The sequence below is a fragment of the Aidingimonas lacisalsi genome, from assembly GCF_008079445.1.
Classification (GTDB): domain Bacteria; phylum Pseudomonadota; class Gammaproteobacteria; order Pseudomonadales; family Halomonadaceae; genus Aidingimonas; species Aidingimonas lacisalsi.
Window position 1 is genome coordinate 362,995 of the sequence record NZ_VRYH01000004.1, and the last position, 21,866, is coordinate 384,860.

Below are 21,866 nucleotides of genomic sequence, written 5' to 3' on the forward strand. Positions count from 1 at the left end.
GGACGGTCGTTCATTTATAACCAGATCGAGGCGTAGTGATCCACCAGTAGAACACCGAAAACATAAAGAATATAGCGGATGGAAAACCAGAATGCGTTGATGGGTGCCCTAGGGTCATGGCCACGCCAAACGCGCCAGTTCCAGATCATGAACCGGACGTTGAGCACGGTAATGCCCACCAAGTACAACAGACCACTCATGCCGATAGCAAACGGTAACAGGGTGACGGCGACGGTCAACCAGCCATATAGCCAAACCTGCAGACGCGTGAACTCATCGCCGTGCGTCACCGGCAACATCGGTACACCGGCATTGGCGTATTCATCGCGCTTATGAATCGCCAGCGCCCAGAAATGCGGTGGCGTCCAGGCAAAGACAATGAGCATCAGCAACAATGGCTCGGGCCCTAGTTGCCCGGTGACGGCCGTCCAACCAAGCAGCGGAGGCGCAGCCCCCGCGACTCCACCGATGACAATATTCTGCGGGGTCGCACGCTTCAGGAAGGCGGTATAGATCAGGGCATAACCGATCAGCGACGCCAGTGTCAGCCACGCCGTCAACGCATTGACCTGCCACCACAGCAGCCCGATACCCAGCACTGACAAGAGGGTCGCCCAAACCAGCGCCAGCGAGGTAGGCAGGCGCCGTGTCACTAGCGGACGTTCCTGAGTCCTGACCATCATCGCATCGAGGCGTCGATCCAGAACATGGTTGAAAGCTGCGGCACCACTGGCCGACAGCCCGATACCCAGCAGACCATAAATCACGGGCGCCGGCGGTGGTAACAGCGGCGCGGCCAACGCCATGCCGACCATACTGCAGACCAGCATGACAACCACGACACGCGGTTTGCACAAGGTCACGAAATCACGCCATAACCATGTCGACGACGCCCAACGCGTGGTGTCATCGGCTACCGCATTACGCATTAACCCACTCTCCTGTCGCGCTGGATCGGGCCATCGCATCGAGCCAGCGAGCTTGCCAAACCGACAATACCATCATCACCACTAAAACGATCGCACCGGCCGTGTGTACCAGCGCCAACCCCGCCGGTAGCCACCAGATGACATTGAGCGCACCGATGACCAGTTGCCCAGTATACCCGGCAAACAGCCCCAGCATCACCGGTCGCAATCGTCGTTGATGCCAATGACGCCATATCAATACCAATATGGACAAACCCAGTGCCAGCGCTCCCAGCCGATGTCCCATATGAATCGCGCTACGAGCATCGGCATGCAGTTGTCCATAAAGATAGTTGGGACCGACGGTCTGAGTCAGGTGAAAGCCTTCGCTCCAGTCCATCGACGGCCACCATTCACCATTGCAGGTGGGGAAGCCCTGGCATGACATGCCGGCATAGTTGCTGGAAGTCCATCCTCCCAATGCCAGCTGGCCAACCAGTAAAGCGATCACCACCCCCCACCACCAGGACAAGCGGCGAGGCCGGACCACTATACTGTCTGAGCGGGGAGATATCGATCGGGCATATCGTCGCAGGCTGAGGTGCAGCCAGAGAAACAACGCCAGAACCAACAATCCTCCCAGCAGATGCAAGGTCACTATCTGAGGCCATAGCTTGAGTGTCACGGTCAATGCACCGAAAGCCCCTTGCAACAGAATGACCGACAACAGAACCAGACTGACAGCCCACGGAAATCGTCTGTCACGACGCAAGGAGATCCCCAGGCCAACCAGCGACAACACGATCAGGCCCAGCAGTGACGCGACATACCGATGAAACATCTCGATCCAGGCCTTGAACGGCTCAAGAGGCAGGTGTGGAGAATGCGCCTGGGCCGCCCTCGAATCAGGCACGACGAAGCTACCGTAACAGCCGGGCCAGTCAGGGCAACCAAGCCCCGCATCGGCAAGGCGAGTCCAGGCCCCCACAAGGACAACCGCTGCGGTCAATACCGTTCCCACCAAGCTCAGTGCCACTAGCAGGTAGCAACGCGTCCCCCGTCGCGACATGGGCGTTCCCTCTCCGTATCCATAGTGCTATTGCTCGACACTCCCCGGCTCCTCGGGATTCGTATCGAGCAACAACTGAATGTCGTTCAAGACGTTTTTGGTTTCCACTTGCGGCGAATAGCTCAACACGACCTCCCCGTGAGGATCGAATACCCAGATTCGCCCATTGGCAGTCCAGTCGGGCCGCTCGAGCCAATGCGCCTGATATTCACCCGGCAGCGGTTCACCGCTTGTCCCGCCGATTCTCAAGCGGGAGACACGCGGCGCTTCACGCCCCAGAGCACGATGGAGACGCCACCAACGGTCTGCTCGTTGCTCGCATTGCTGGGAACAATCGAACGCCAATACCCAATCCCGTTCGTCCATCGTCCAATCCGCCAGCGGCCATTGCTGCAGAGACGGCAAATCCGGTTCCAACTGGCCATGAGCCGTTCTCGAGTCCGGTATGCCGATGCGCCATTGCACCATGATCCAGGCAACGATCAGGGGCGCGGCAAACACGCTTATCAGAGCCAGCAACTTGCAGCGCTGACGGGTCAAGTATGTCATTCAGTCAATCTCTTCTATGAAGCCACTGTTGTCATCTATTGTTTACACGACGATCGTTTACCCAATCCCAGATATCTCGCCCCAAGGCACATGACTACCAGGGCGGCGAGTGACAGCCCCCACCATTGCACGGCATACCCGATATGCCGGCTGGGTGGCATGACACTCGGTTCCCACCATGGCGTGAGCCGGCCGGGTCCTTGCTGCTGATGAATCCAGCCTTGGTGGGCAAACTTACCGAGATCCGACCAAGCCGACAGATCGATTTGCTGCAGCCTCTGACCTTCACGATTGTCACCCAGCAGTAGCCCACGGTCCCCCGCAGCTTGCCACTGACCGGCGATTTCGACGTGCTCTGGGGGTGTAGCAACCGAGGGAGTCGCACGGCTGGCCCGCATATCCTTGAATCCACGTTCAATAAGCCAAAGCCGATCATCATCGGATCGAAAGGGGGTCAACACAGCGACACCAACACGCCCCTCAACCACTCGGTTATCCAGAAACAAGGTATGCTGAGCCAGAAATTCGCCTTCGAGACGAATCTCGGCCCCCTCAGGCGGCGCCTTGGCAGGGGCTTCGAGACGAGGCGCCGAAGCCAGTGCATCGAGATACTCGCGCTTGTCTTCGGCCCGTTGCCACTGCCATAGTCCTAGGGCAATGCCAAGTGACACCAGGACGCTCCAACCAAGCCACCAGATTTTCTTCAGGACGGTATGGCGCGCATTGGTTGAATGCCCACTCACGGAGACTCCTCATGCTGAAAGCGTTGATCGTATTAGTGTTTCTGGTCATGGTGTCGAGCTTAGCGGCTGGCGCCGGGTTCCTGCTCAGTGACGACAGCCGCTCGAGGCGCGTACTGGTATCGCTCAAACTGCGCGTGGCGACCGCTAGCGTACTCCTCGTCCTGTTGCTATATGGGTTCTATTTTGGCGACCTGGCCGCCGGCTGATGCCGGCCCCATCAAGATCGCCCTTTGTTCAGAAGACATAGACGAACAGGAACAGACCAATCCAGACGACGTCGACGAAGTGCCAATACCAAGCGCCCGCTTCGAACGCAAAATGGTCATCGCGACTAAAATGCCCCTTGAGAATACGCGCCAGCATCACTGCCAGGGTGACGACGCCAATCGTGACATGGAACCCATGGAAGCCAGTCAACAGGAAGAATGTCGACCCATAGATGCCGGCATCCAGGGTAATGCCGTAATGCGTATACGCTTCGTAGTATTCGACACCCTGAACGATCAGGAAGCAGGCTCCCAGCACCAACGTCACGATCAGCCAATTGCGAGCCGTTGCACGCAGCCCTTCCTTCAATGCCTCGTGAGAGACGGTCAAGGTGATGCTGGAAGTGACCAGGAACAAAGTGTTGACCAGCGGTAACTGCCAGGGGCTGACGATGTCATGCGGACCGCTGATACTGCTGTCCGGTGGGTTCATCAGCGGCCAACTGGCCGTGAAGTCAGGCCACAGTAAGGTGGCAATGCCTTTGGCCCCCTCGCCATCCAGCCATGGAAGAGCGAAGGTTCGCACGTAGTATAGGGTGCCAAAAAACGCGGCGAAGAACATGATCTCGGAAAAGATGAACCAGCCCATCCCCCAACGAAACGAGCGATCCATCTGCGCATCATAGAGCCCTTGACGGGATTCGATCACGACATCACGAAACCAGAACCACATCACGGCAAGTACGGCGACAGTTCCTAGCGCCATGATCAGGCTGCCGACACCGTGCACCAGCACGACCCCCAACCCGATCATCATCACACCAACGGCAGCGGATCCCAACGCTGGCCACTTGCTGGTCTCGGGAACGTAGTAACTGCCACTCATGCGTCACCTCCTTCACGCCAAGTTCTCTGAACCTGCTGCGACACGTTGTCTTTGTTCTCCACCGGATACAGGGTGTACACCAGTGTCACGGTATTGATCTCCGAAGGCAGGTCACGCGTCAGCTGGAATACCAACGGCATCGCCACACGCTGTCCTCCCTCAATTCGCTGCTCCTGAAAGCAGAAACACGTCAGCTTGCGCATATGCAGCGAAGCTTCCGAGGGCGTTACACTCGGTACCGTCCGCCCCCATGAAGCCGAGTCGCTCTTGTTGGTAAACGCAAACTCGACTTCTGTGGGCTGACCAGGATGCACACGCAGTTGCCGCGTCATCACGTCCAGTTCCCATGGCAGCCCCTTCGAGGAACGGGTAATGAACTGCACTGTGACATAGCGGGACGTATCGACCCCCTCATTGCTCATGGCACGCGGCTGGTTGGCCGCCTTGCCATTGAGACCGGTCACCTGACAGAACACGTCGTATAGCGGGACCAGCGCGAAGGCGAAAAAGTACATGCCGATCAGCGCTGCAACCGTACGAGTGACCGTTCGTTGTACCGGTGTCACGAGTTGTCATCTCCCGAAAACCTTGCCCTTGTCAATGTCGCTGCGGAGCCTGGGACGTCATGTCAGGCGGCGTTTCGAAGGTATGCAACGGCGCCGGAGACGGGACCGACCACTCGAGGTCCTCCGCGCCCTCCCAAGCTTTTGCAGGCGCCTTCTCACCACCACGGACACACTTGATCAGCACGGCGACGAACAATAGCTGGGATGCCCCGAAGAGAAAACCACCGAGACTCGATACCATGTTGAAATCGGCAAATTGCAGTGCATAGTCCGGAATGCGGCGTGGCATACCGGCCAATCCCGAAAAGTGCATGGGGAAGAATGTCAGATTGACACCAATGACCGACAACCAGAAATGCCAGCGCCCCAGCCGTTCATCCGGATAATGACCGGTCCATTTAGGTAGCCAATAATAGACACCGGCGATAATCGCGAAGATCGCACCAGGCACCAGCACATAGTGAAAATGGGCCACCACGAAATAAGTATCATGATACTGAAAGTCGGCAGGCACGATCGCCAGCATCAGGCCGGAAAATCCTCCGATGGTAAACATGACGATGAACGCCAGCGAGAACAGCATCGGCGTTTCGAAGGTGATCGACCCGCGGAACAGTGTCGTCACCCAGTTGAACACCTTCACGCCGGTCGGCACGGCAATCAGCATCGTGGTGTACATGAAGAACAGTTCCGCTGCCAACGGCAGCCCCACCACGAACATGTGATGCACCCAGACCAGGAACGACAGGATGGCAATGGAGGCCGTCGCGTATACCATCGATGCATAGCCGAACAACGGCTTGCGAGCAAAGGTCGGAACGATCGCCGAGACGATACCGAATGCCGGCAGGATCATGATGTAGACTTCAGGATGCCCGAAGAACCAGAACAAGTGCTGGAAGAGTACTGGATCGCCCCCGCCGCCGGCGTCGAAGAAACTGGTACCGAAGTTGATATCCATCAACATCATGGTGATGACACCTGCCAGTACCGGCATGACAGCGATCAACAGGAAAGCCGTGATCAACCATGTCCACACGAACAGCGGCATGTCCATCATGCGCATGCCTGGTGCACGCATGTTGAGGATCGTGGCGATGATATTGATCGCGCCCAGGATCGAGCTGATCCCGGCAATATGGAGCGAAAAGATGAAGAACGTCGTTGAAGGCGGCCCGTAATCGGTGGATAGCGGTGCATAGAAGGTCCAACCGAAATTGGGGGCGCCTCCCGGCATGAACAGAGTCGACAACAGTAGACCAAAAGCGACAGGCAACAGCCAGAAGCTGAAATTGTTCAACCTGGGCAATGCCATGTCCGGAGCCCCGACCTGCAAAGGGATCATCCAGTTGGCGAGCCCGACGAATGCTGGCATCACGGCTCCGAACACCATGATCAAGCCATGCATGGTCGTCATCTGGTTGAAGAATTCGGGCTGTACGAGTTGCAGGCCGGGCTGAAACAGCTCGGCACGCACCACCAGTGCGAAAATGCCGCCGATGAAAAACATCGACAACGAGAAGATCAGATAGAGCGATCCGATTTCCTTGTGATTGGTCGTCAGCAGCCAGCGCTTGATGCCGCCGGGCCCCCCATAATGATGGTGGTCATCATGCTCATGGGCCTGCCCCGCTGTCGTGGCAGTACTATGCTCCAACGGGTGTTGGGGTGGTAACTTCGGAGCCATCGAAAATCTCCTGTTCAATCAATGATATCCAGAACAACATCCTTAACGGGAACACAGGCTGGCTACTCGAGCATTTCCTGAATTTCCGATGGTTGCACGACATCACCGGTATCATTGTCCCAGGCATTGCGCTCATAAGTGATCACGGCAGCCACTTCCACAGCACTGAGGCTACCGCCGAACGCCGCCATCGGCGTTCCGGACACGCCATTGACGACGACATCCTTATGCCAGTCGACATCGTCCAGCATTTGGTCATTTCCCGCTAACGCGGGGAATTGACCCGAACCGGAACCGTCCTGCTGGTGGCAGGTAGCGCAGACGGAACCATAGACTTGCTCGCCACGCTCCATCAGCTCGTCCATCTCCCACTCACGGTCCACGCTATTGGCCTCGGCCTCGGCTTCTGCCTTGCGCTCGGCCAGCCATTCATCGTATTCGTCCTGTTCCATCGCATGAACCACGACCGGCATGAAAGCGTGATCCTTGCCACATAGCTCCGTGCACTGGCCGCGGTAGATTCCCGGCTCCTCGATACGTACCCAGTTTTCATTCACGAAACCAGGCACGGCATCCTGCTTGACCGCCAACTCTGGCACCCACCAGGAATGAATCACATCGTCGGAGGTCAACAGAAAACGCACTTTCTGATCGACAGGCAGCACCAGCGGGTTATCGACATCAAGGAGGTAGTTCTCGCCACGCGCCTCCTCACCGCTGATCTGACTGGTCGGCGTGCTCATGCTGGAGGTGAATGATACGCCTTCGTCCATGTATTCGTAGTGCCAACGCCATTGCTGGCCGGTCACCATGACATCCAGGTCGGCGCCGGAGGGATCATACATCCTCTGTAGCGTCGCCGTAGCGGGCAACGCCATCCCGACCAGAATCAATAGCGGAATCGTCGTCCACAAGACTTCAACGGTCGTGTGTTCGTGAAAGTTATCGGCCTTGGCGCCCTGGGAGCGGCGATAGCGGAATAGCGAATAGAACATCACCGCAAACACCACGACACCGATCACCACGCAGATCCAGAAGATCGTCATGTGCAGTGAATAGATATCGCGGCTGATCTCGGTCACACCCTTCGGCATGTTCCAGCCATTGGCAAGTGCCGCAGGAGCCAGTAACCAACTGACCCCCATACCCGTCACCCAAGCGAGCATCGCGCGCATTGGCCCCCTCCTTGTCATGGATGACTGCCCTGCGCCGAGAGCAATCGTCAAATCATCAAACACTAGTCTTTCTGCTAATTAGTATTTTCTACTAATACGGACGATGAGCCAGTATCCGTCATATCGCCGTCCAAGCCGACCGATGGAGCTAACGTTACCATCAACGACCATCCGGTTGACACCGCCACCTAACCGGCCGCAGTCAACGCTATCATCGCTATCAGTATCACCAGCACGGCGGCCAGCAAGATGCCAACCACGATGAACTTGATTGGCTCCCCATGGGTAAAATCCTCCTGCCGGCGTCGTTCTTTCTGTACACCGAAAAAAGCAGCCAGAACCGACTTTACGACATTCCACATGGTGACCCCATGACACTTCGCTATAATGAATAACGGCTCAACGATTCTGTGCGAGGATAATCTCTATGGCTTCCGACAAACCTTCTCCTTTCGTCGCAGATGAGCTGTTTGCCTCTTCTCGACCGCTCGTCAACCTCTGGTTCAAGCACTGTCTCGATCCTGCCGCACCGATGCTCAGGATGCAGCTCGCATGGCTGGAAAGTGTCAATGACGCCATTCAGTTCGAAGCAGAGTTCCTGACAGCCTGTGCCGACACGAGCGGCAAGCTCGCAAACTGCCTGACGAATCCCGCTACTCTGCAGAATCCGACTCAGCTCAGCGAATGCTATCAGCAAGCAGTCGATCAGGTCACGAATGCCCACATGACACGACTCACTCGAGCCACCGAATTCTCCAGGGAATTTCGTGAACGGCTGTGGGAAGAGATTTGACTACCAGTTCATCCTGGTATGCAAGATGTAGCCCTCGACAAAACGACACGCACAAAAAACCGCTTGAGGCAGGCAGCCTCAAGCGGTTTTTTCATGACACGACATGATACGTCACGTCACCCCACAGGTAGTGGTCGGAGCGACTGGATTCGAACCAGCGACCTCTGCAACCCCATTGCAGCGCGCTACCAAGCTGCGCCACGCTCCGGCAGAATCGGGTCGGCCCCGATGAACGACGCGTATACTACCTTCGTTGTCGGCAAATGAAAAGCCCTTTTAGGCGCTGTCGGAAAAGTGCCTAGCGCTTGCCTTTCAAAAACTTGGCGCCGACGAGGCTCAATGCAGGAAGAACTCGAGCCGCGCAAGCAACGTATAGCGCCCTTCCAGAATCATCAGCCCCATGAAGAACAGCAGGACGCCTGGTGGAACCAGCACGACACAGATGATTGCCAGCCGCTCCCAGACCATATGCATGAAAACGGCCATGATCAATCCAGCTTTCAGCAGCATGAATAACGTGATCAGCGCCCACTTCAGATAGCCCTCGAAACCGACATAATCCACCAGATAGGAGAGTACGCTCAGCACGAACAGCAATAGCCAGACCCATAGATAGACCCTGAGCGGGTGATGCTGGTTTTCGTTCGTCACCATGACTCACCTCCTCTCGACATGGTCCGACACCCACCACGAGATACGCATTACCACAAATAGAAGAACGCGAAGATGAACACCCAGACCAGATCGACGAAGTGCCAGTACAGGCCCAAGGTCTCGACCATCTCATAGCTTCCCTTGCGTCCAGTGAGAAAGCCGGGGCGCGCTCTATCCAGCGACCCTCGCATGACCTTGATCGCCATGATGATCAGGAACAGCACTCCAAACGACACGTGGGTGCCATGGAACCCCGTTATGAGAAAGAACGACGCACCGAATTGCGGTGCTCCCCAGGGGTTACCCCATGGCCTGGCGCCTTCACTGATCAGCTTGGTCCATTCGAACGCTTGCATACCGACGAACGAGAGGCCGAGCAATGCCGTCAATACCAGCAGCCCCGACGTCATGCGGCGGTTCTTTTCGTAACCGTACTTGACCGCCAAGGCCATGGTGCCGCTGCTGCTGATCAGGATGAATGTCATGATGGCAATCAACAGCAATGGTACGTTTTCGCCTCCGACATGCAGTGCGAACACCTCACTGGCGTTCGGCCAATGCTGGGCAGAAGCGATACGTGCCGTCATGTAGCCAATCAGAAAACAAGCAAAGATGAAGATGTCACTCAGTAGAAACATCCACATCATCACCTTGCCCCAGGGCATCTGCTTGAACGTCTGCTGATCCGATGCCCAGTCCTCCCCCATCCGCTGCAACGCAGGCACGAGTCGGACATTACGGAAATTCGCATTCACCATCATGACCTCCAAGCCGTGCCACATCGATCATGCATCGAGCAGCAACAGGGCGAAAAGGACGATCCAGACCACCGCCAGGTAATGCCAATAGAGGGTGCAGAGTTCGAGATGGGAGTGCACCGACACTGGTGCCGCACCACGACGGACACGAGCGAGCAGCCTCCCCCACACGACTAGCCCCCCCAGCAAATGTACGCCATGCAGGGCTGTCAGCAGATAAAAGAACGCATCGGCGGGATTGCTGTCGACATGGTGTCCGTTCACACTGAGTTGATACCAAACGACCAATTGGCCGACGATGAACACCATGGAGCCGATGCCTCCTGCCCACAGCCCCCTTGCAACCATCGAGCCATCAGCTCTTGTGGTGCCATGCCGGGCCCACTGCAAAGCGACGCTAGCCAGCATCAACGCCAGGGTGTTGAACCACAACAAGCCCGGGATCGGTAACGGCTGCCAATCACCGCTGACTTCCATACGCATCATGTAGGCACTGATCGTCAGAGCGAAAAGCGACGTCACCACGGCCAGGAAAACGATCAAGCCGACACGTCCTGCACTCATCATGCTCGGCAATGGCTGCGCAGGATCATCGGTGGCCGACTGGGCCTCCCAGGGTCGGACGTTGAAGGACGACCAGAGCAACCAACCGGCGAACGTCACCATCAACGCGGTCAAAAATACCAGGCTGACTGTCATGATTGCCTTCCTTCCGCCTGCCAACGGGTCTCCTCCGGCGACACATTCTGCGGAATGAAATCCTCGCTCGCGCCCGGTACCGAGTAATCGTAAGGCCAGCGATAGACCAGCGGCAGCGACTCACCGAAATTGCCATGACGTGGTGGTGTATGTTCGGTCTGCCACTCCAACGTCGTGGCCCGCCAAGGATTCGGTCCCGCGTCGCGCCCGCGGTAATAACTCCACACTAGATTGATGAGGAATAGCACCTGCGCCAGCGCCACGATGAAGGCGGCGATACTGATGACCACGTTGAGCGTCTGAACGGAGTCGGAAATGAACGTGGTCTCACCATAGGCGTAATAACGCCTTGGTACGCCTTCCAATCCCATGAAGTGCATTGGATAGTAAATGACATACGTGCCCAGGAAAGTGATCCAGAAATGCACCTTGCCCAGCGTGTCATTGAGCATTCGACCGGTCATTTTGGGATACCAGTGGTAAATGGCACCGAAAATGACCAGCACTGGTGCCACCGCCATGACCATGTGGAAATGTCCGACCACGAAATAGGTATCCGACAGCGGCACATCCACGGTCACGTTCCCCAGGAACAGACCACTCAATCCGCCATTGACGAATGTGAAAATGAACCCGATCGCAAACAGCATGGGAACCGTCAGACGGATATTTCCCCGCCACAGCGTCAATACCCAGTTGTAGACTTTTATCGCCGTCGGCACGGCAATGATCAGGGTCGTGATGGCAAATAGAAAGCCGAAATAGGGATTCATGCCACTGACATACATGTGGTGAGCCCAGACCACGAAACTGAGCACGCCGATGATGACGATGGCCCATACCATCATTCGATAGCCAAAGATGTTCTTGCGGGCATGACAGGCCAACAGGTCAGAGACGATACCGAACGCCGGCAATGCCACGATATAGACTTCGGGATGACCGAAGAACCAGAACAGATGCTGAAACAGGATCGGGCTCCCCCCTCCATGATCGGACGTTTCTCCCATGCTGAGCATTTCCGGCATGAAGAAGCTGGTACCCAGCAAGCGGTCGCAAAGCATCATCAAGGCCGCCACGAACAGTGCCGGAAACGCCAGAAGCGCCATGACCGTCGCCATGAAGATCCCCCAGATGGTCAACGGCAACCGCATCAGTGTCATTCCGCGTGTACGTGCCTGTAGCACGGTCACCACATAGTTCAGCCCCCCCATGGTGAAACCGGCGATGAATACCGCCAGCGAAAGCAACATGACGACAATGCCAGCCTCCGACCCCGGCGTTCCTTCACTGATCGACTGAGGGGGATATAGTGTCCAACCGGCGCCCATCGAACCGCCGGGAACAAAGAAGCCGGCCACCAGAATCAACACCGATGCAAAGTAGAACCAGAAGCTCAACATGTTGAGATAGGGAAACACCATATCCCGGGCGCCACACATCAAAGGAATCAGATAGTTACCGAATCCGCCCAGAAAGATGGCGGTGAGAAGATAGACCACCATGATCATGCCATGCATGCTGACATACTGCAGGTACTCGCCGGGGTCTATCAGCGAGAAGGCGTTGGGAAACCCCAGCTGCAGGCGCATCAGCAGCGACAATACCAGCGCAACCAGTCCGATAGCGGTTGCCGTGACGCCATATTGAATGGCGATGACCTTGGCATCCTGGCTCCAGATATACTTGCCGATGAATGTTTTCGGATGGACGAGCTCCATCTCTTCGGTTTCGGCAGGCGGCACATAGGCGCCGGCATCGTATTCACGCTCCCCCATGAATCACTCCTCCGCCCGAGCCTGCTCGGAATCCTGTTGAGGTGACGATTCACCACCGGATAACGTACCAATGTAGGCGACAACATCACGCAAGGCGGCGTCATCCACCAGAATCTGTGCCATATCGACCATCTGGTTGCCGTACCAGTCATCCGGATGACGTCCACGAACTCCATCCTTGAAGTGTTGCAGCTGGCGAACCAGGTACCAGTCATTCATACCGGCCAAACGTGGCGCCTTGAGAGCACGTCTCCCTTCGCCATCAGCACCATGACAACTGGCACAGGAACGATAGAAACGTTCGCCGCGTTCAGCATCACCGATGATCGTTGGACGCGTTGGTTCGACGGGGAACGTTTCGATATGGGCTGCCACATCAGCGTTCATTTCCCTGTCCTCGAGCGTCATCGCAAACGGCCGCATCTGCTGGCCGAACCGGTCGGCCTCGTGCTCTCCACGTGCGCCTTGACGGAAATTGCGTAACTGACGCTCGATATAATCGTCGTCAAGCCCCGCCAACCGCGGTGCATTCATCTCTTGGCGTCCGCCCCCCTGGGGGCCATGACAGGCGACACAGCGGGCATAAAGTTCCGCTCCTGCCTCGGGGTCGCCCTCCCCGACGTCTTGCAATTCACCGAAGGTAGGTTGTTGCGCGACCCAATCGTCGAATTCGCCCTGCTCAACGACTTCGACCCGGCCACGCATGGCGAAGTGAGCCATTCCGCAAAGTTCCGCGCACACGGCCTCGAAATCCCCCGTCTTCGTGGGTGTCAGCCACATGTAAGACACCTGACCGGGCATGACATCCATCTTGGCGCGGAACTGGGCTACCTTGAAGTTGTGGATCACATCGGTGGATCGCAGCATGAGCTTCACCGGGCGATCGATCGGCAGCTTGACATGCGAGCTATCGATCAATACATCGTCCTGCCCCGCCGGATCGTCAGGATCCAGACCGAAGGGGTTGCTCTCATCGATCAGATGCGTACGCACGTCGCCGAAACGGCCATCGTCACCGGGAAGTCGATAACTCCAGTGCCATTGCTGTCCTATCACTTCGACTTCATGGGCGTCGTCCGGCACATTGACGTAGTTCCCCCATACGAACAGTCCCGGCGCCAGCAACGCGACGATCCCCAACGTCGTCAGCCCTGTCAGCCAAGCTTCCAGTTTCTTATTCTCGGGTTCGTAATGCGATCGCCGTTGCCGTTTGAAGCGATAACAGAGAATGGCGTAGGCCATGAAGACATTGATGGCGACGAAGACCGCTCCCGTCACCACGAACGTAATGTCTATGGTGGCGTCGATGGCGCCCCAGTTGGACGCCAGCGGCGTCAGGCCCCAGGGACTGAGGAAATAGAAAACGACCGACCCCAGCGCCAGCACGATCAAGACAATCGCAATCGCCATAGTCCCCCCTCGTTAGGGAGTAAGGCATCATGAAGAGGTCACACAGCTTGAATATAGTGACTGCCTCCGCGACTCGCCAACTTCACTCACAACGGTGAAGGTCGGCTGTCGAACAGGCGGGGAGGAACGCGCAGAGCTCACACGTTGAAGGCAAAAATCGATGCCAGGTCGATATCCGTGTCGGGGGCGCTCAAGTCGAGCAGATTCTCCAACGACTCAAGGTGGGTTTGTACATGACGACGCGCGATGTCGGCTTTCCCCTCCCGTAACAGAGCCAGCAAGTCAGCATGATCGTTTTCCAGATAGCAGGATGTCATGCCGGAACGCTTGTATAAGGCGATCACGATCGAGGTTCTCAGGATCAGGTCCGTCAACATGACCCCGAGAATCCGGTTGGGAGAATGGTCCGCGAGATAGTGGTGTATCGCCAGCGACTGTTCGATACGACGACTTTCGTCGCCCTGCTCATATGCCAACTGCTCGGCATGTACCAGCGTTTCCAGCGCACCATACTGAGCTCCGTCGAATGCACCGCACAACAATGACACCACTTCGCCTTCGACAAGACGTCGGGCAGCAAATATCTCTCGGGTTTCGGCAACGTCAGGCGCTGCAACGCGAGCGACCTGATTCGGCTGCTGAACGATGACATGGTCGGATGCCAAGCGGGTCAAGGCCTTGCGAATCACGGAGCGACTGACACCGAACACTTCCCCCAGAGTCACCTCCGGCAGTCGCGTATTCGGCGGCAAACGCTGTGTCAGTACGGCATGGCGTATCCGGTCGACGATATGCTGGTCGCTGATTCGTCCGGTCCCCCTGGCACTGACGCTCAACTCTTCCTGCCACCGACTGGTCATACTGGTGCCCCTTCATGGCCACATTGCGATACAGCTATTGTATACAAAGTGTCGTACCACGGTCGAATCAGCGTCGACGTACACCACAGCCTTTGAGAATCACCTGACAAAGAAAGTCGGTGATACCTTGATAATCGCCGTCACTCAACGTTTCACGACCGGTGATGGCAACCACCTGGGCTTCGAAATCCGCATAGTGCTGCGTCGCCGACCAGATCAGAAATATCAGCCAGACGGGGTCGACCGGATCCATCAGTCCTCGTTCAGCCCACTCCCGGAACACTTGGGCGCGCGCCTCGACCCACGTACGCAATTCGTTATGCAGGTACTCTTGCAGAAAGGGTGCCCCGCCCAGAATTTCCGCCGCAAAGAGCCGGGATCCCTGAGGGTGGGCTTGGGTCAACTTCATCTTGCTGCGAATGAAGGCTTCCAGCACATCGGCGGGATCGTCATCGACGTGAATATCGTCAAGCATCGCATTCCATCGTTCCATCATGCGCTCGAGCAATACGACGTACAGCCGACGCTTGCTGCCGACATAATACAGGACATTGGATTTGGGCAGGCCGGCGGTCTCGGCAATCGCCTGAACACTGGCTCCTCGATAGCCGTGACGGGCAAAGACTTGCTCCGCCGCTTCGAGGATCGCCTTTTCATTGCGTGTGCGCGCGCGCGTGGTTTCGGGCATGTTCATGGAAGTCATTCGCTCAAGCCCTTGGTCGGGAAATTGTCAAGCTTGCCGCAGCCTGCGCCTAGGTGCAATGGAATATGGCATGGCGAAAATGTGGTCTCCCGGGCTTGCGCTCGCAACCACTTTGAGCCACGCTTATCCATAGTTGACCAATTGGTCAAAGTGTAGAACACCCAACATCAACAACAATCAGTAGACAGCGGACACCGTGATGATCGATTTCTATCTCAATGGCAAACGCCAGCGATGCGCCGACGTCGCTCCGGATACCAGCATCCTCGAACTATTGCGTAACCATCTTGGCGACACGGGGACCAAGGAAGGCTGCGCCTCCGGAGATTGCGGTGCATGCACGGTTGCCATCGGGGAACCCGATGGCAATGGGCACTTGCAGTACCACAATGCCAACAGTTGCATTACACCAGCACACCAACTTCATGGCAGTCATCTCGTCACTGTTGAAGGCTTATCGCGCGGTGATGCTTTGCACCCCGCCCAGGCCGCCATGGTCGCATGCCACGGCAGTCAATGCGGCTTCTGTACCCCCGGCATCGTCATGTCGCTGTTCACTCTGTTCGAGCAGCAGCGTCACGCACCAGCGCCACTGAATCAGCAACGGCTGGAATCTGCACTAGGCGGCAACCTATGCCGTTGTACCGGTTATCGACCCATTCGCGATGCGGCACTGTCGATGACGGAGCATCCGGACACGCATCCCGCCTGGGCAGATGATCCCTCACTCGCCGACAATGTCGCCGAGTTGAGTCGAACCACGAACGAGGGGTCGACAAGGTGCGGACATTTCACTGTGCCGCACGATCTTGCGAGCCTGCGTGAGCTCAAGCGTAGCCGCCCCCAGGCACGCTTGGTTGCCGGTGCTACCGATCTTTGGCTGGAAACGACACAACAGCTCAAACCACTCAACGACCTGATTGACATTCGTCGCATCGCCGAGCTCAACGTGATCGACGAAACGGCCGATGGCTGGTGGATCGGCGCCGCCGTCACCTACTCACGACTGATACCGTTGCTGGCCGATGCCTACCCGGCTTTTGAACATCTGATGCATCGTTTTGCATCATCGCAAATTCGCAATCGCGGTACATTGGGCGGCAATATCGCCAACGCCTCTCCGATCGGCGACACGCCTCCCGTATTGCTGGCACTGGATGCACGGCTCCTGCTGGATGGACCGGGAGGTGAAAGGCAACTGCCGCTGACCGAGTTCTTCCTCGATTACAAACAGACGGCACTGGCCGACAACGAGTTCATTCGTGCCGTTTTTCTGCCAAGGCCGACCGAGGCTCACAACCTCAAGGTCTGGAAACTGTCAAAACGACGTGAAGATGACATTAGTGCCGTACTCGGTGCGTTCGCCTGGCGGAAGGACAAGGGCATTCTGAGGGATGTCAGACTGGCCTTCGGAGGAATGGCTGCCACTCCACGTCGAGCCCGTCATGCCGAAGCGGCCCTGGAAGGTCAGCCGGTGACCGCAGCCACTTTCGCTGCAGCCCGCAGCGCCCTGAACGGAGAGTTCTCACCGATGACGGATGTCCGCGGTTCCAGCGAGTACCGGCAGTTGGCAGCCAGCAATCTGCTGGAACGGCTGCGGCTGATGATGAACGAGGAATCTGCCTCATCAAACGATCATACCGGAGCGGAGGTGACTCTCGATGCGTACGCTCACTGATCTTGCCAACGTTACCGCCCCCGAGATCGACGACGAGACACGACAGACCCGGCAAAGGCAGGGGGGGCACAGCGCAGACGACGGCCCAGAGGCACGTGATACCGAATCGGCACATCAACACGGCGGAGCGGGCGCGGCCCGTCCTCATGAAAGTGCCGTCAAGCACGTCACGGGACGAGCGACATACATCGATGACATGGCCACGGCCGTTAACACGCTTCATGTTGCGCTTGGACTTTCCCCCGTGGCTCACGGCCGGTTGACGCGCCTGGATCTGGACGAGGTCAGGAGCGCCCCCGGTGTCGTCGACGTCATCACCGTCATCGATGTGCCCGGCCATACCGACATCGGTCCCGTATTTCCCGGCGACCCCATTTTCGTCGACGACGAAATCAGCTACGTCGGACAGACGCTGTTCGCTGTGGCCGCGGAGAGTGACAAGGCCGCCCGGCTGGCTATCAAGCAAGCCACTATCGACATCGATGAACAACCGGCCAGCCTCGATCCGGTGGCGGCCACCGAACGCGGCGAGTTTGTCCGCCCGACCCATGTACAGCAGAGCGGAGACTGGCGGCAGGCGATCGAGTCGGCCCCCCACGTCCTGGAACGCGAGCAATTCGTCGGTGGACAGGAACACTTTTATCTCGAAGGTCAGGCCTGCATCGTCGAGCCTTCCGAAGATGAGGGCGTCGTCGTCCATACATCCAACCAACACCCCAGCGAAACACAGAAACTGGTTGCCGAGGTGCTCGGCATCCCGTTCCATGCCGTCATCGTGGAAAACCGGCGTATGGGAGGCGGTTTCGGTGGCAAGGAAACCCAAGCGTCGCCCTGGGCTTGCATCGCCGCCATCTTCGCCCGCCGCACGGGCTGCACGACGCGCGTCCGTCTGCCGCGTGCCGAAGACACCCGCGCCACCGGCAAGCGTCACCCCTTTCATAACCGTTATCGGCTAGGCTTTGACGATCAAGGTATTCTGAGCGGTGGCGATATCACGGTCATCGGCGACTGTGGTTACTCTCCCGACCTGTCAGAAGCGATCGTGGACCGTGCCATGTTCCATGCCGACAATGCCTATTCCTTGGGTCAGGCGCGGGTGACGGGACACCGTGCGCGAACGCACACGGCATCCAATACCGCCTTCCGTGGGTTCGGTGGCCCACAAGGCATGATGATCATAGAAGCGGCAATGGATGATATTGCCCGGCATGTCGGGGAAGATCCGCTGACGATACGCAAGCGCAACCTCTATCGCCCTGGCCGGGACATGACACACTATGGCCAGCAGGTCGAACAGTTGAGCCTATTGCACGATATCGTCAACGATCTGGAAACACGCAGCGACTATTGGGCACGCCGCAAGGCAATCACCGAGTTCAATGACACCAACCCCGTCATCAAGAAGGGGTTGGCTCTCACTCCGGTCAAGTTCGGCATCTCGTTCACCGCCAAGCATCTGAACCAGGCTGGTGCCCTGCTGCACGTCTACACCGATGGCAGTGTAATGATCAATCATGGCGGCACGGAGATGGGCCAGGGATTACATACCAAGGTATGTCAGGTAGTCGCGCGCGAACTTGGCCTGGACCTTGAACAGGTCCGCATCACGGCCACCCGTACCGACAAGGTACCCAATACCTCTCCGACCGCTGCGTCCAGCGGGGCCGATCTCAATGGCCAGGCCGCTCGAGATGCCGCGCGCCAGGTCAAGGAACGGCTGTTCGATTTTGCCGCCGAGCAGTTTTGCCGGGATCAAGGGGGGCTCGACCGGGAAAGCATGCGTCTGGAAGCTGGACGACTGGTGGCCGGCAGTGGGGAGTCGACACGCTGCATCCCTTGGGGCGAGCTGGTCCAGGCCGCTTACCTGGGCCGTATTTCACTATCGGCCAAAGGGTTCTACTCGACTCCACTGATTCATTACGATCGCGATACCGGCAAGGGACGGCCGTTCTACTACTATGCCCATGGTGCAGCCGTTGCCGAGGTGAGTGTCGATACCCTGTCGGGCGAATACCAGGTCGACCGGGTCGATATCCTGCACGATGTCGGCGACTCCCTGAATCCAGCCATCGATATCGGGCAGATCGAAGGAGGCTTCATTCAAGGAATGGGCTGGCTCACCAGCGAGGAGCTAAAGTGGAACGACAATGGCCGGCTGATTTCGGATGGTCCATCCACGTACAAGATCCCTGCGTTTGGTGACCTACCTCCCGTATTCAATGTCGAATTGATGCAGGGCCATCCCAACTCTCAGGCCAGCATCTATCGCTCCAAGGCCGTCGGAGAACCTCCGTTCATGCTTGGCATCTCGGTATGGTCAGCATTACGTGACGCACTGGCCAGCCTGACCGGCTATCGCGAATGCCCGCACCTGGACACCCCTGCGACACCGGAACGCGTGCTGATGGCAGCCCATGCCATCCAATCGCGACAAGCGACACCTCAACCGGATACCACTCGCCATGAACCGGTCTGACGTGACCCACATGAGCTGGCATCAGGCACTGCATTCACTGCAAACCAGTGCCCGTCCTCACGCCTTGGCCAGCGTGGTCGGCACCGCGGGCTCCACCCCGCGGGAGTCCGGTGCCAAGATGGTGATCACTCCCGACGCCGTGCATGACACATTGGGAGGGGGAGCGTTTGAATATCAGGTCATCACCCAGGCACGCGAAGCCCTGAGACAAGGGCGCACGGGACCCCAACTCGAAGCGTTTCCTCTCGGTGGACGCAGTGGACAGTGTTGCGGTGGTTATGTGCATGTCCTGATCGAAGTCTTCGGCGGCGCCGAAGCGACCATTGCCCTATTTGGCGCCGGCCATGTCGGGCAAGCATTGGCCGCTGTCATGGCCCCTCTTCCCTGGCGCATCATCTGGCTCGATTCCCGGCCCGATATCTTCCCTGGCAGCATTGCCGAGTCAACACGGCTCGAGTGCCATCGCCTCGATGATCCTGCAACACCGGAAGCCACGATGACTGCGCTCGATAATCTGCTACCGGCCGGCGTTCATGCCTTGGTCATGACGCACGATCATGGCCAGGATCGTGTCCTGATCGATGCGCTGCTCAAACGTGGAGACTCCGCCTCCATCGGCCTGATCGGCTCCCATAGCAAATGGGCCAGTTTCCAACGGCGGTTGCGCGACAGCGGACACTCCCGGGCATCGCTCGACAGCGTGCGATGCCCGATCGGTATCGCCGGTGCCAAAGGCAAACGCCCCTATGAAATCGCACTGGCGGTGACTGCCGAACTACTGACGCTGACGTCTACCGACGCATCATCGGACCTGCAAGGCATTGCGCCCGATACCTTGCGCCAAGCGTTCCCGACAACGTCTACCGGATACCGTTAATCCTACGTTATCTACGTTCTTTCGGAGAGACGAGATGAATAACCATCGCATCCTGCGAGGCCCTCTGGTGAGTTTTCTCAATGATCCAGGGGAAGGCGACACCCCAGCGCCAGGCAGTGTACTGCACCATGACGACGGCGCCATCTGGATCGAAAACGGCAAGATACGGGCCGTGGCCGACTATCGGGAAATCGCGTCAATACTGCCTGCGGACATCGAGGTGGTCGACTACAGCGACAAGTTGATGATGCCCGGCTTTATCGATAGCCATGTTCACTATGTGCAACTCGATATCATGGCATCCTACGGTCGGCAGTTGCTCGACTGGCTCAATGACTACACGTTTCCCGAAGAGTGCCGGTTCGCCGAACGCTCACACGCCGAAAATGTCGCGGAAGCCTTTCTCGACGAGCAGCTACGAGTTGGTACGACAACGGCTCAAGTCTTCTGCACATCGCATCCCGTATCGGTGGATACCTTCTTCGCCGCCGCCAAACGACGTGGGCTGCGCATGCTCGCCGGCAAGGTCATGATGGACCGTAATGCGCCGGATGCATTAACGGATACGGCCGAAAGCGGACTCCGGGACACGCAGCGACTGATCAGTGACTGGCACGGCAAGGATCGTCTTGGTTATACATTGACGCCGCGTTTTGCACCTACCTCGACGCCGGCACAGCTCGATGCCACCGGCGGCATACTGCGTAATGCCCCTGACCTGCATCTACAGACGCACCTGTCGGAAAATCAGGGCGAGATCGACTGGGTCGCCGAACTGTTTCCGGACTGTACGGATTACCTGGAAGTCTATGAGCGTTATGATCTCGTCGGTCCCCGTAGCACCTTTGCGCACGGCATCCATCTGACACAACCGATGCGCAACCGACTGGCCGCCGCCGGTGCCAACATCGCCTTCTGCCCTACGTCCAACCTGTTCCTGGGCAGCGGCCTGTTCGATCGACTCGCATGTCGTGATGCCGGCTTGAACATCAGCATCGCCAGTGACGTCGGCGGTGGAACTGATCTGTCCGGTCTGGCGACGCTCAAAGCCGCCTATCAAGTCGGGCAACTCCTCGGCCAGCCGCTGACGGCCTGGCAAGGCTTCTACCGATTGACACTGGGGAATGCCCGCGCCCTGCATCTGGATAGCCGAATCGGCAGCTTTCGCGAAGGCGGCGAAGCCGATATCGCCGTCCTCGACCCTCATGCCACCCCTTTGTTGTCACGGCGTAGCGAGCGGACCCGCAACCTGACCGAACAACTGTTCGCACTCATGATGCTGGGTGACGACCGCACCATCTACGCTACCTGGGCCAATGGGGAATGCCTTCACCAGCGCGATATCGCCTGACCGACGATTCGTCTCCTGCCTCGCGCAGTTCAGGGTGGCT

22 protein-coding genes and 1 tRNA gene are annotated in these 21,866 nt (G+C 57.7%); 6 read left to right on the forward strand and 17 right to left on the reverse strand.

What is annotated here, in order from left to right; genetic code table 11:
• Positions 1 to 14 precede the first annotated feature (14 nt).
• From cyoE to FVV99_RS10785, 4 genes are read right to left on the reverse strand one after another with little or no spacing between them, the layout of a single operon-like run.
• On the reverse strand, positions 15 to 929 hold the full coding sequence (gene cyoE / locus FVV99_RS10770) for a heme o synthase (RefSeq protein WP_148254078.1): 915 nt from the start codon (positions 927 to 929) through the stop codon (positions 15 to 17).
• The gene (locus FVV99_RS10775; RefSeq protein WP_148254079.1) at positions 922 to 1,977 is read right to left on the reverse strand and encodes a COX15/CtaA family protein; all 1,056 of its coding nucleotides are present in this window, start codon (positions 1,975 to 1,977) and stop codon (positions 922 to 924) included. Before FVV99_RS10775 ends, cyoE begins: the two co-directional genes overlap by 8 nt.
• Positions 1,978 to 2,004: 27 nt before the next feature.
• A complete protein-coding gene (locus FVV99_RS10780; protein WP_148254080.1) occupies positions 2,005 to 2,526 on the reverse strand; it encodes a hypothetical protein in 522 nt (173 codons plus the stop codon).
• A 35-nt stretch (positions 2,527 to 2,561) separates the two neighbouring features.
• Positions 2,562 to 3,269 carry an SURF1 family protein gene (locus tag FVV99_RS10785; RefSeq protein ID WP_236645373.1) on the reverse strand — a complete coding sequence of 236 codons (708 nt, stop codon included), beginning with the start codon at positions 3,267 to 3,269 and terminating at the stop codon, positions 2,562 to 2,564.
• 11 nt (positions 3,270 to 3,280) lie between these two features.
• On the opposite strand from FVV99_RS10785, the gene FVV99_RS10790 reads away from it, so the two are divergent.
• Positions 3,281 to 3,475 carry a DUF2909 domain-containing protein gene (locus FVV99_RS10790; protein ID WP_148254081.1) on the forward strand — a complete coding sequence of 65 codons (195 nt, stop codon included), beginning with the start codon at positions 3,281 to 3,283 and terminating at the stop codon, positions 3,473 to 3,475.
• Positions 3,476 to 3,503: 28 nt separating this feature from the next.
• Here the strand turns inward: FVV99_RS10790 and FVV99_RS10795 are convergent, their stop codons facing one another.
• The 5 genes from FVV99_RS10795 to FVV99_RS10815 form a co-directional block, all read right to left on the reverse strand.
• A complete protein-coding gene (locus FVV99_RS10795) occupies positions 3,504 to 4,361 on the reverse strand; it encodes a cytochrome c oxidase subunit 3 (RefSeq protein ID WP_148254082.1) in 858 nt (285 codons plus the stop codon).
• Complete coding sequence (locus FVV99_RS10800; protein WP_148254083.1) at positions 4,358 to 4,927, reverse strand: cytochrome c oxidase assembly protein; 570 nt, start codon at positions 4,925 to 4,927, stop codon at positions 4,358 to 4,360. Before FVV99_RS10800 ends, FVV99_RS10795 begins: the two co-directional genes overlap by 4 nt.
• Before the next feature lie 31 nt (positions 4,928 to 4,958).
• Positions 4,959 to 6,614: a cytochrome c oxidase subunit I gene (gene ctaD, locus FVV99_RS10805; protein ID WP_148254084.1), complete on the reverse strand. Its 1,656-nt coding sequence runs from the start codon at positions 6,612 to 6,614 to the stop codon at positions 4,959 to 4,961.
• Between the two features lie 62 nt (positions 6,615 to 6,676).
• Positions 6,677 to 7,780 (reverse strand): cytochrome c oxidase subunit II, encoded by a 1,104-nt coding sequence (gene coxB / locus FVV99_RS10810; protein WP_236645392.1) that lies wholly within the window; start codon positions 7,778 to 7,780, stop codon positions 6,677 to 6,679.
• 197 nt (positions 7,781 to 7,977) lie between these two features.
• Complete coding sequence (locus tag FVV99_RS10815) at positions 7,978 to 8,151, reverse strand: DUF2970 domain-containing protein (RefSeq protein WP_148254086.1); 174 nt, start codon at positions 8,149 to 8,151, stop codon at positions 7,978 to 7,980.
• A gap of 65 nt (positions 8,152 to 8,216) precedes the next feature.
• Between FVV99_RS10815 and FVV99_RS10820 the strand changes: the two genes are divergently transcribed.
• The gene (locus FVV99_RS10820; RefSeq protein WP_148254087.1) at positions 8,217 to 8,582 is read left to right on the forward strand and encodes a hypothetical protein; all 366 of its coding nucleotides are present in this window, start codon (positions 8,217 to 8,219) and stop codon (positions 8,580 to 8,582) included.
• 131 nt (positions 8,583 to 8,713) lie between these two features.
• Here FVV99_RS10820 and FVV99_RS10825 read toward each other — a convergent pair.
• The 8 genes from FVV99_RS10825 to FVV99_RS10860 all read right to left on the reverse strand — a co-directional run bounded on the left by FVV99_RS10825 (position 8,714) and on the right by FVV99_RS10860 (position 15,444).
• Positions 8,714 to 8,790: transfer RNA gene (locus FVV99_RS10825), tRNA-Pro, on the reverse strand.
• Positions 8,791 to 8,918: 128 nt separating this feature from the next.
• Positions 8,919 to 9,236: a cytochrome C oxidase subunit IV family protein gene (locus FVV99_RS10830; protein WP_148254088.1), complete on the reverse strand. Its 318-nt coding sequence runs from the start codon at positions 9,234 to 9,236 to the stop codon at positions 8,919 to 8,921.
• Between the two features lie 47 nt (positions 9,237 to 9,283).
• A complete protein-coding gene (locus FVV99_RS10835; RefSeq protein WP_236645374.1) occupies positions 9,284 to 9,994 on the reverse strand; it encodes a cytochrome c oxidase subunit 3 in 711 nt (236 codons plus the stop codon).
• Between the two features lie 27 nt (positions 9,995 to 10,021).
• Positions 10,022 to 10,693 (reverse strand): cytochrome c oxidase subunit 3, encoded by a 672-nt coding sequence (locus FVV99_RS10840; protein WP_148254090.1) that lies wholly within the window; start codon positions 10,691 to 10,693, stop codon positions 10,022 to 10,024.
• Positions 10,690 to 12,471: a cytochrome c oxidase subunit I gene (locus FVV99_RS10845; protein ID WP_148254091.1), complete on the reverse strand. Its 1,782-nt coding sequence runs from the start codon at positions 12,469 to 12,471 to the stop codon at positions 10,690 to 10,692. The genes FVV99_RS10840 and FVV99_RS10845 overlap by 4 nt, the downstream gene beginning before the upstream one ends.
• Before the next feature lie 3 nt (positions 12,472 to 12,474).
• Positions 12,475 to 13,881, reverse strand: a complete 1,407-nt coding sequence (locus FVV99_RS10850) for a c-type cytochrome (protein ID WP_148254092.1) — start codon at positions 13,879 to 13,881, stop codon at positions 12,475 to 12,477.
• A gap of 137 nt (positions 13,882 to 14,018) precedes the next feature.
• Positions 14,019 to 14,741, reverse strand: a complete 723-nt coding sequence (locus FVV99_RS10855; RefSeq protein ID WP_148254093.1) for a GntR family transcriptional regulator — start codon at positions 14,739 to 14,741, stop codon at positions 14,019 to 14,021.
• Positions 14,742 to 14,808: 67 nt separating this feature from the next.
• Positions 14,809 to 15,444, reverse strand: coding sequence for a TetR/AcrR family transcriptional regulator (locus FVV99_RS10860; protein WP_148254094.1), 636 nt, complete (start codon positions 15,442 to 15,444; stop codon positions 14,809 to 14,811).
• 199 nt (positions 15,445 to 15,643) lie between these two features.
• Between FVV99_RS10860 and xdhA the strand changes: the two genes are divergently transcribed.
• From xdhA to guaD, 4 genes are read left to right on the forward strand one after another with little or no spacing between them, the layout of a single operon-like run.
• Positions 15,644 to 17,122, forward strand: coding sequence for a xanthine dehydrogenase small subunit (gene xdhA / locus FVV99_RS10865; protein WP_148254095.1), 1,479 nt, complete (start codon positions 15,644 to 15,646; stop codon positions 17,120 to 17,122).
• Complete coding sequence (gene xdhB, locus FVV99_RS10870) at positions 17,106 to 19,598, forward strand: xanthine dehydrogenase molybdopterin binding subunit (RefSeq protein WP_148254096.1); 2,493 nt, start codon at positions 17,106 to 17,108, stop codon at positions 19,596 to 19,598. The genes xdhA and xdhB overlap by 17 nt, the downstream gene beginning before the upstream one ends.
• Positions 19,585 to 20,475, forward strand: coding sequence for a xanthine dehydrogenase accessory protein XdhC (gene xdhC, locus FVV99_RS10875; protein WP_236645375.1), 891 nt, complete (start codon positions 19,585 to 19,587; stop codon positions 20,473 to 20,475). Before xdhB ends, xdhC begins: the two co-directional genes overlap by 14 nt.
• Before the next feature lie 34 nt (positions 20,476 to 20,509).
• A complete protein-coding gene (gene guaD, locus FVV99_RS10880) occupies positions 20,510 to 21,826 on the forward strand; it encodes a guanine deaminase (RefSeq protein WP_148254097.1) in 1,317 nt (438 codons plus the stop codon).
• Positions 21,827 to 21,866 lie beyond the last annotated feature (40 nt).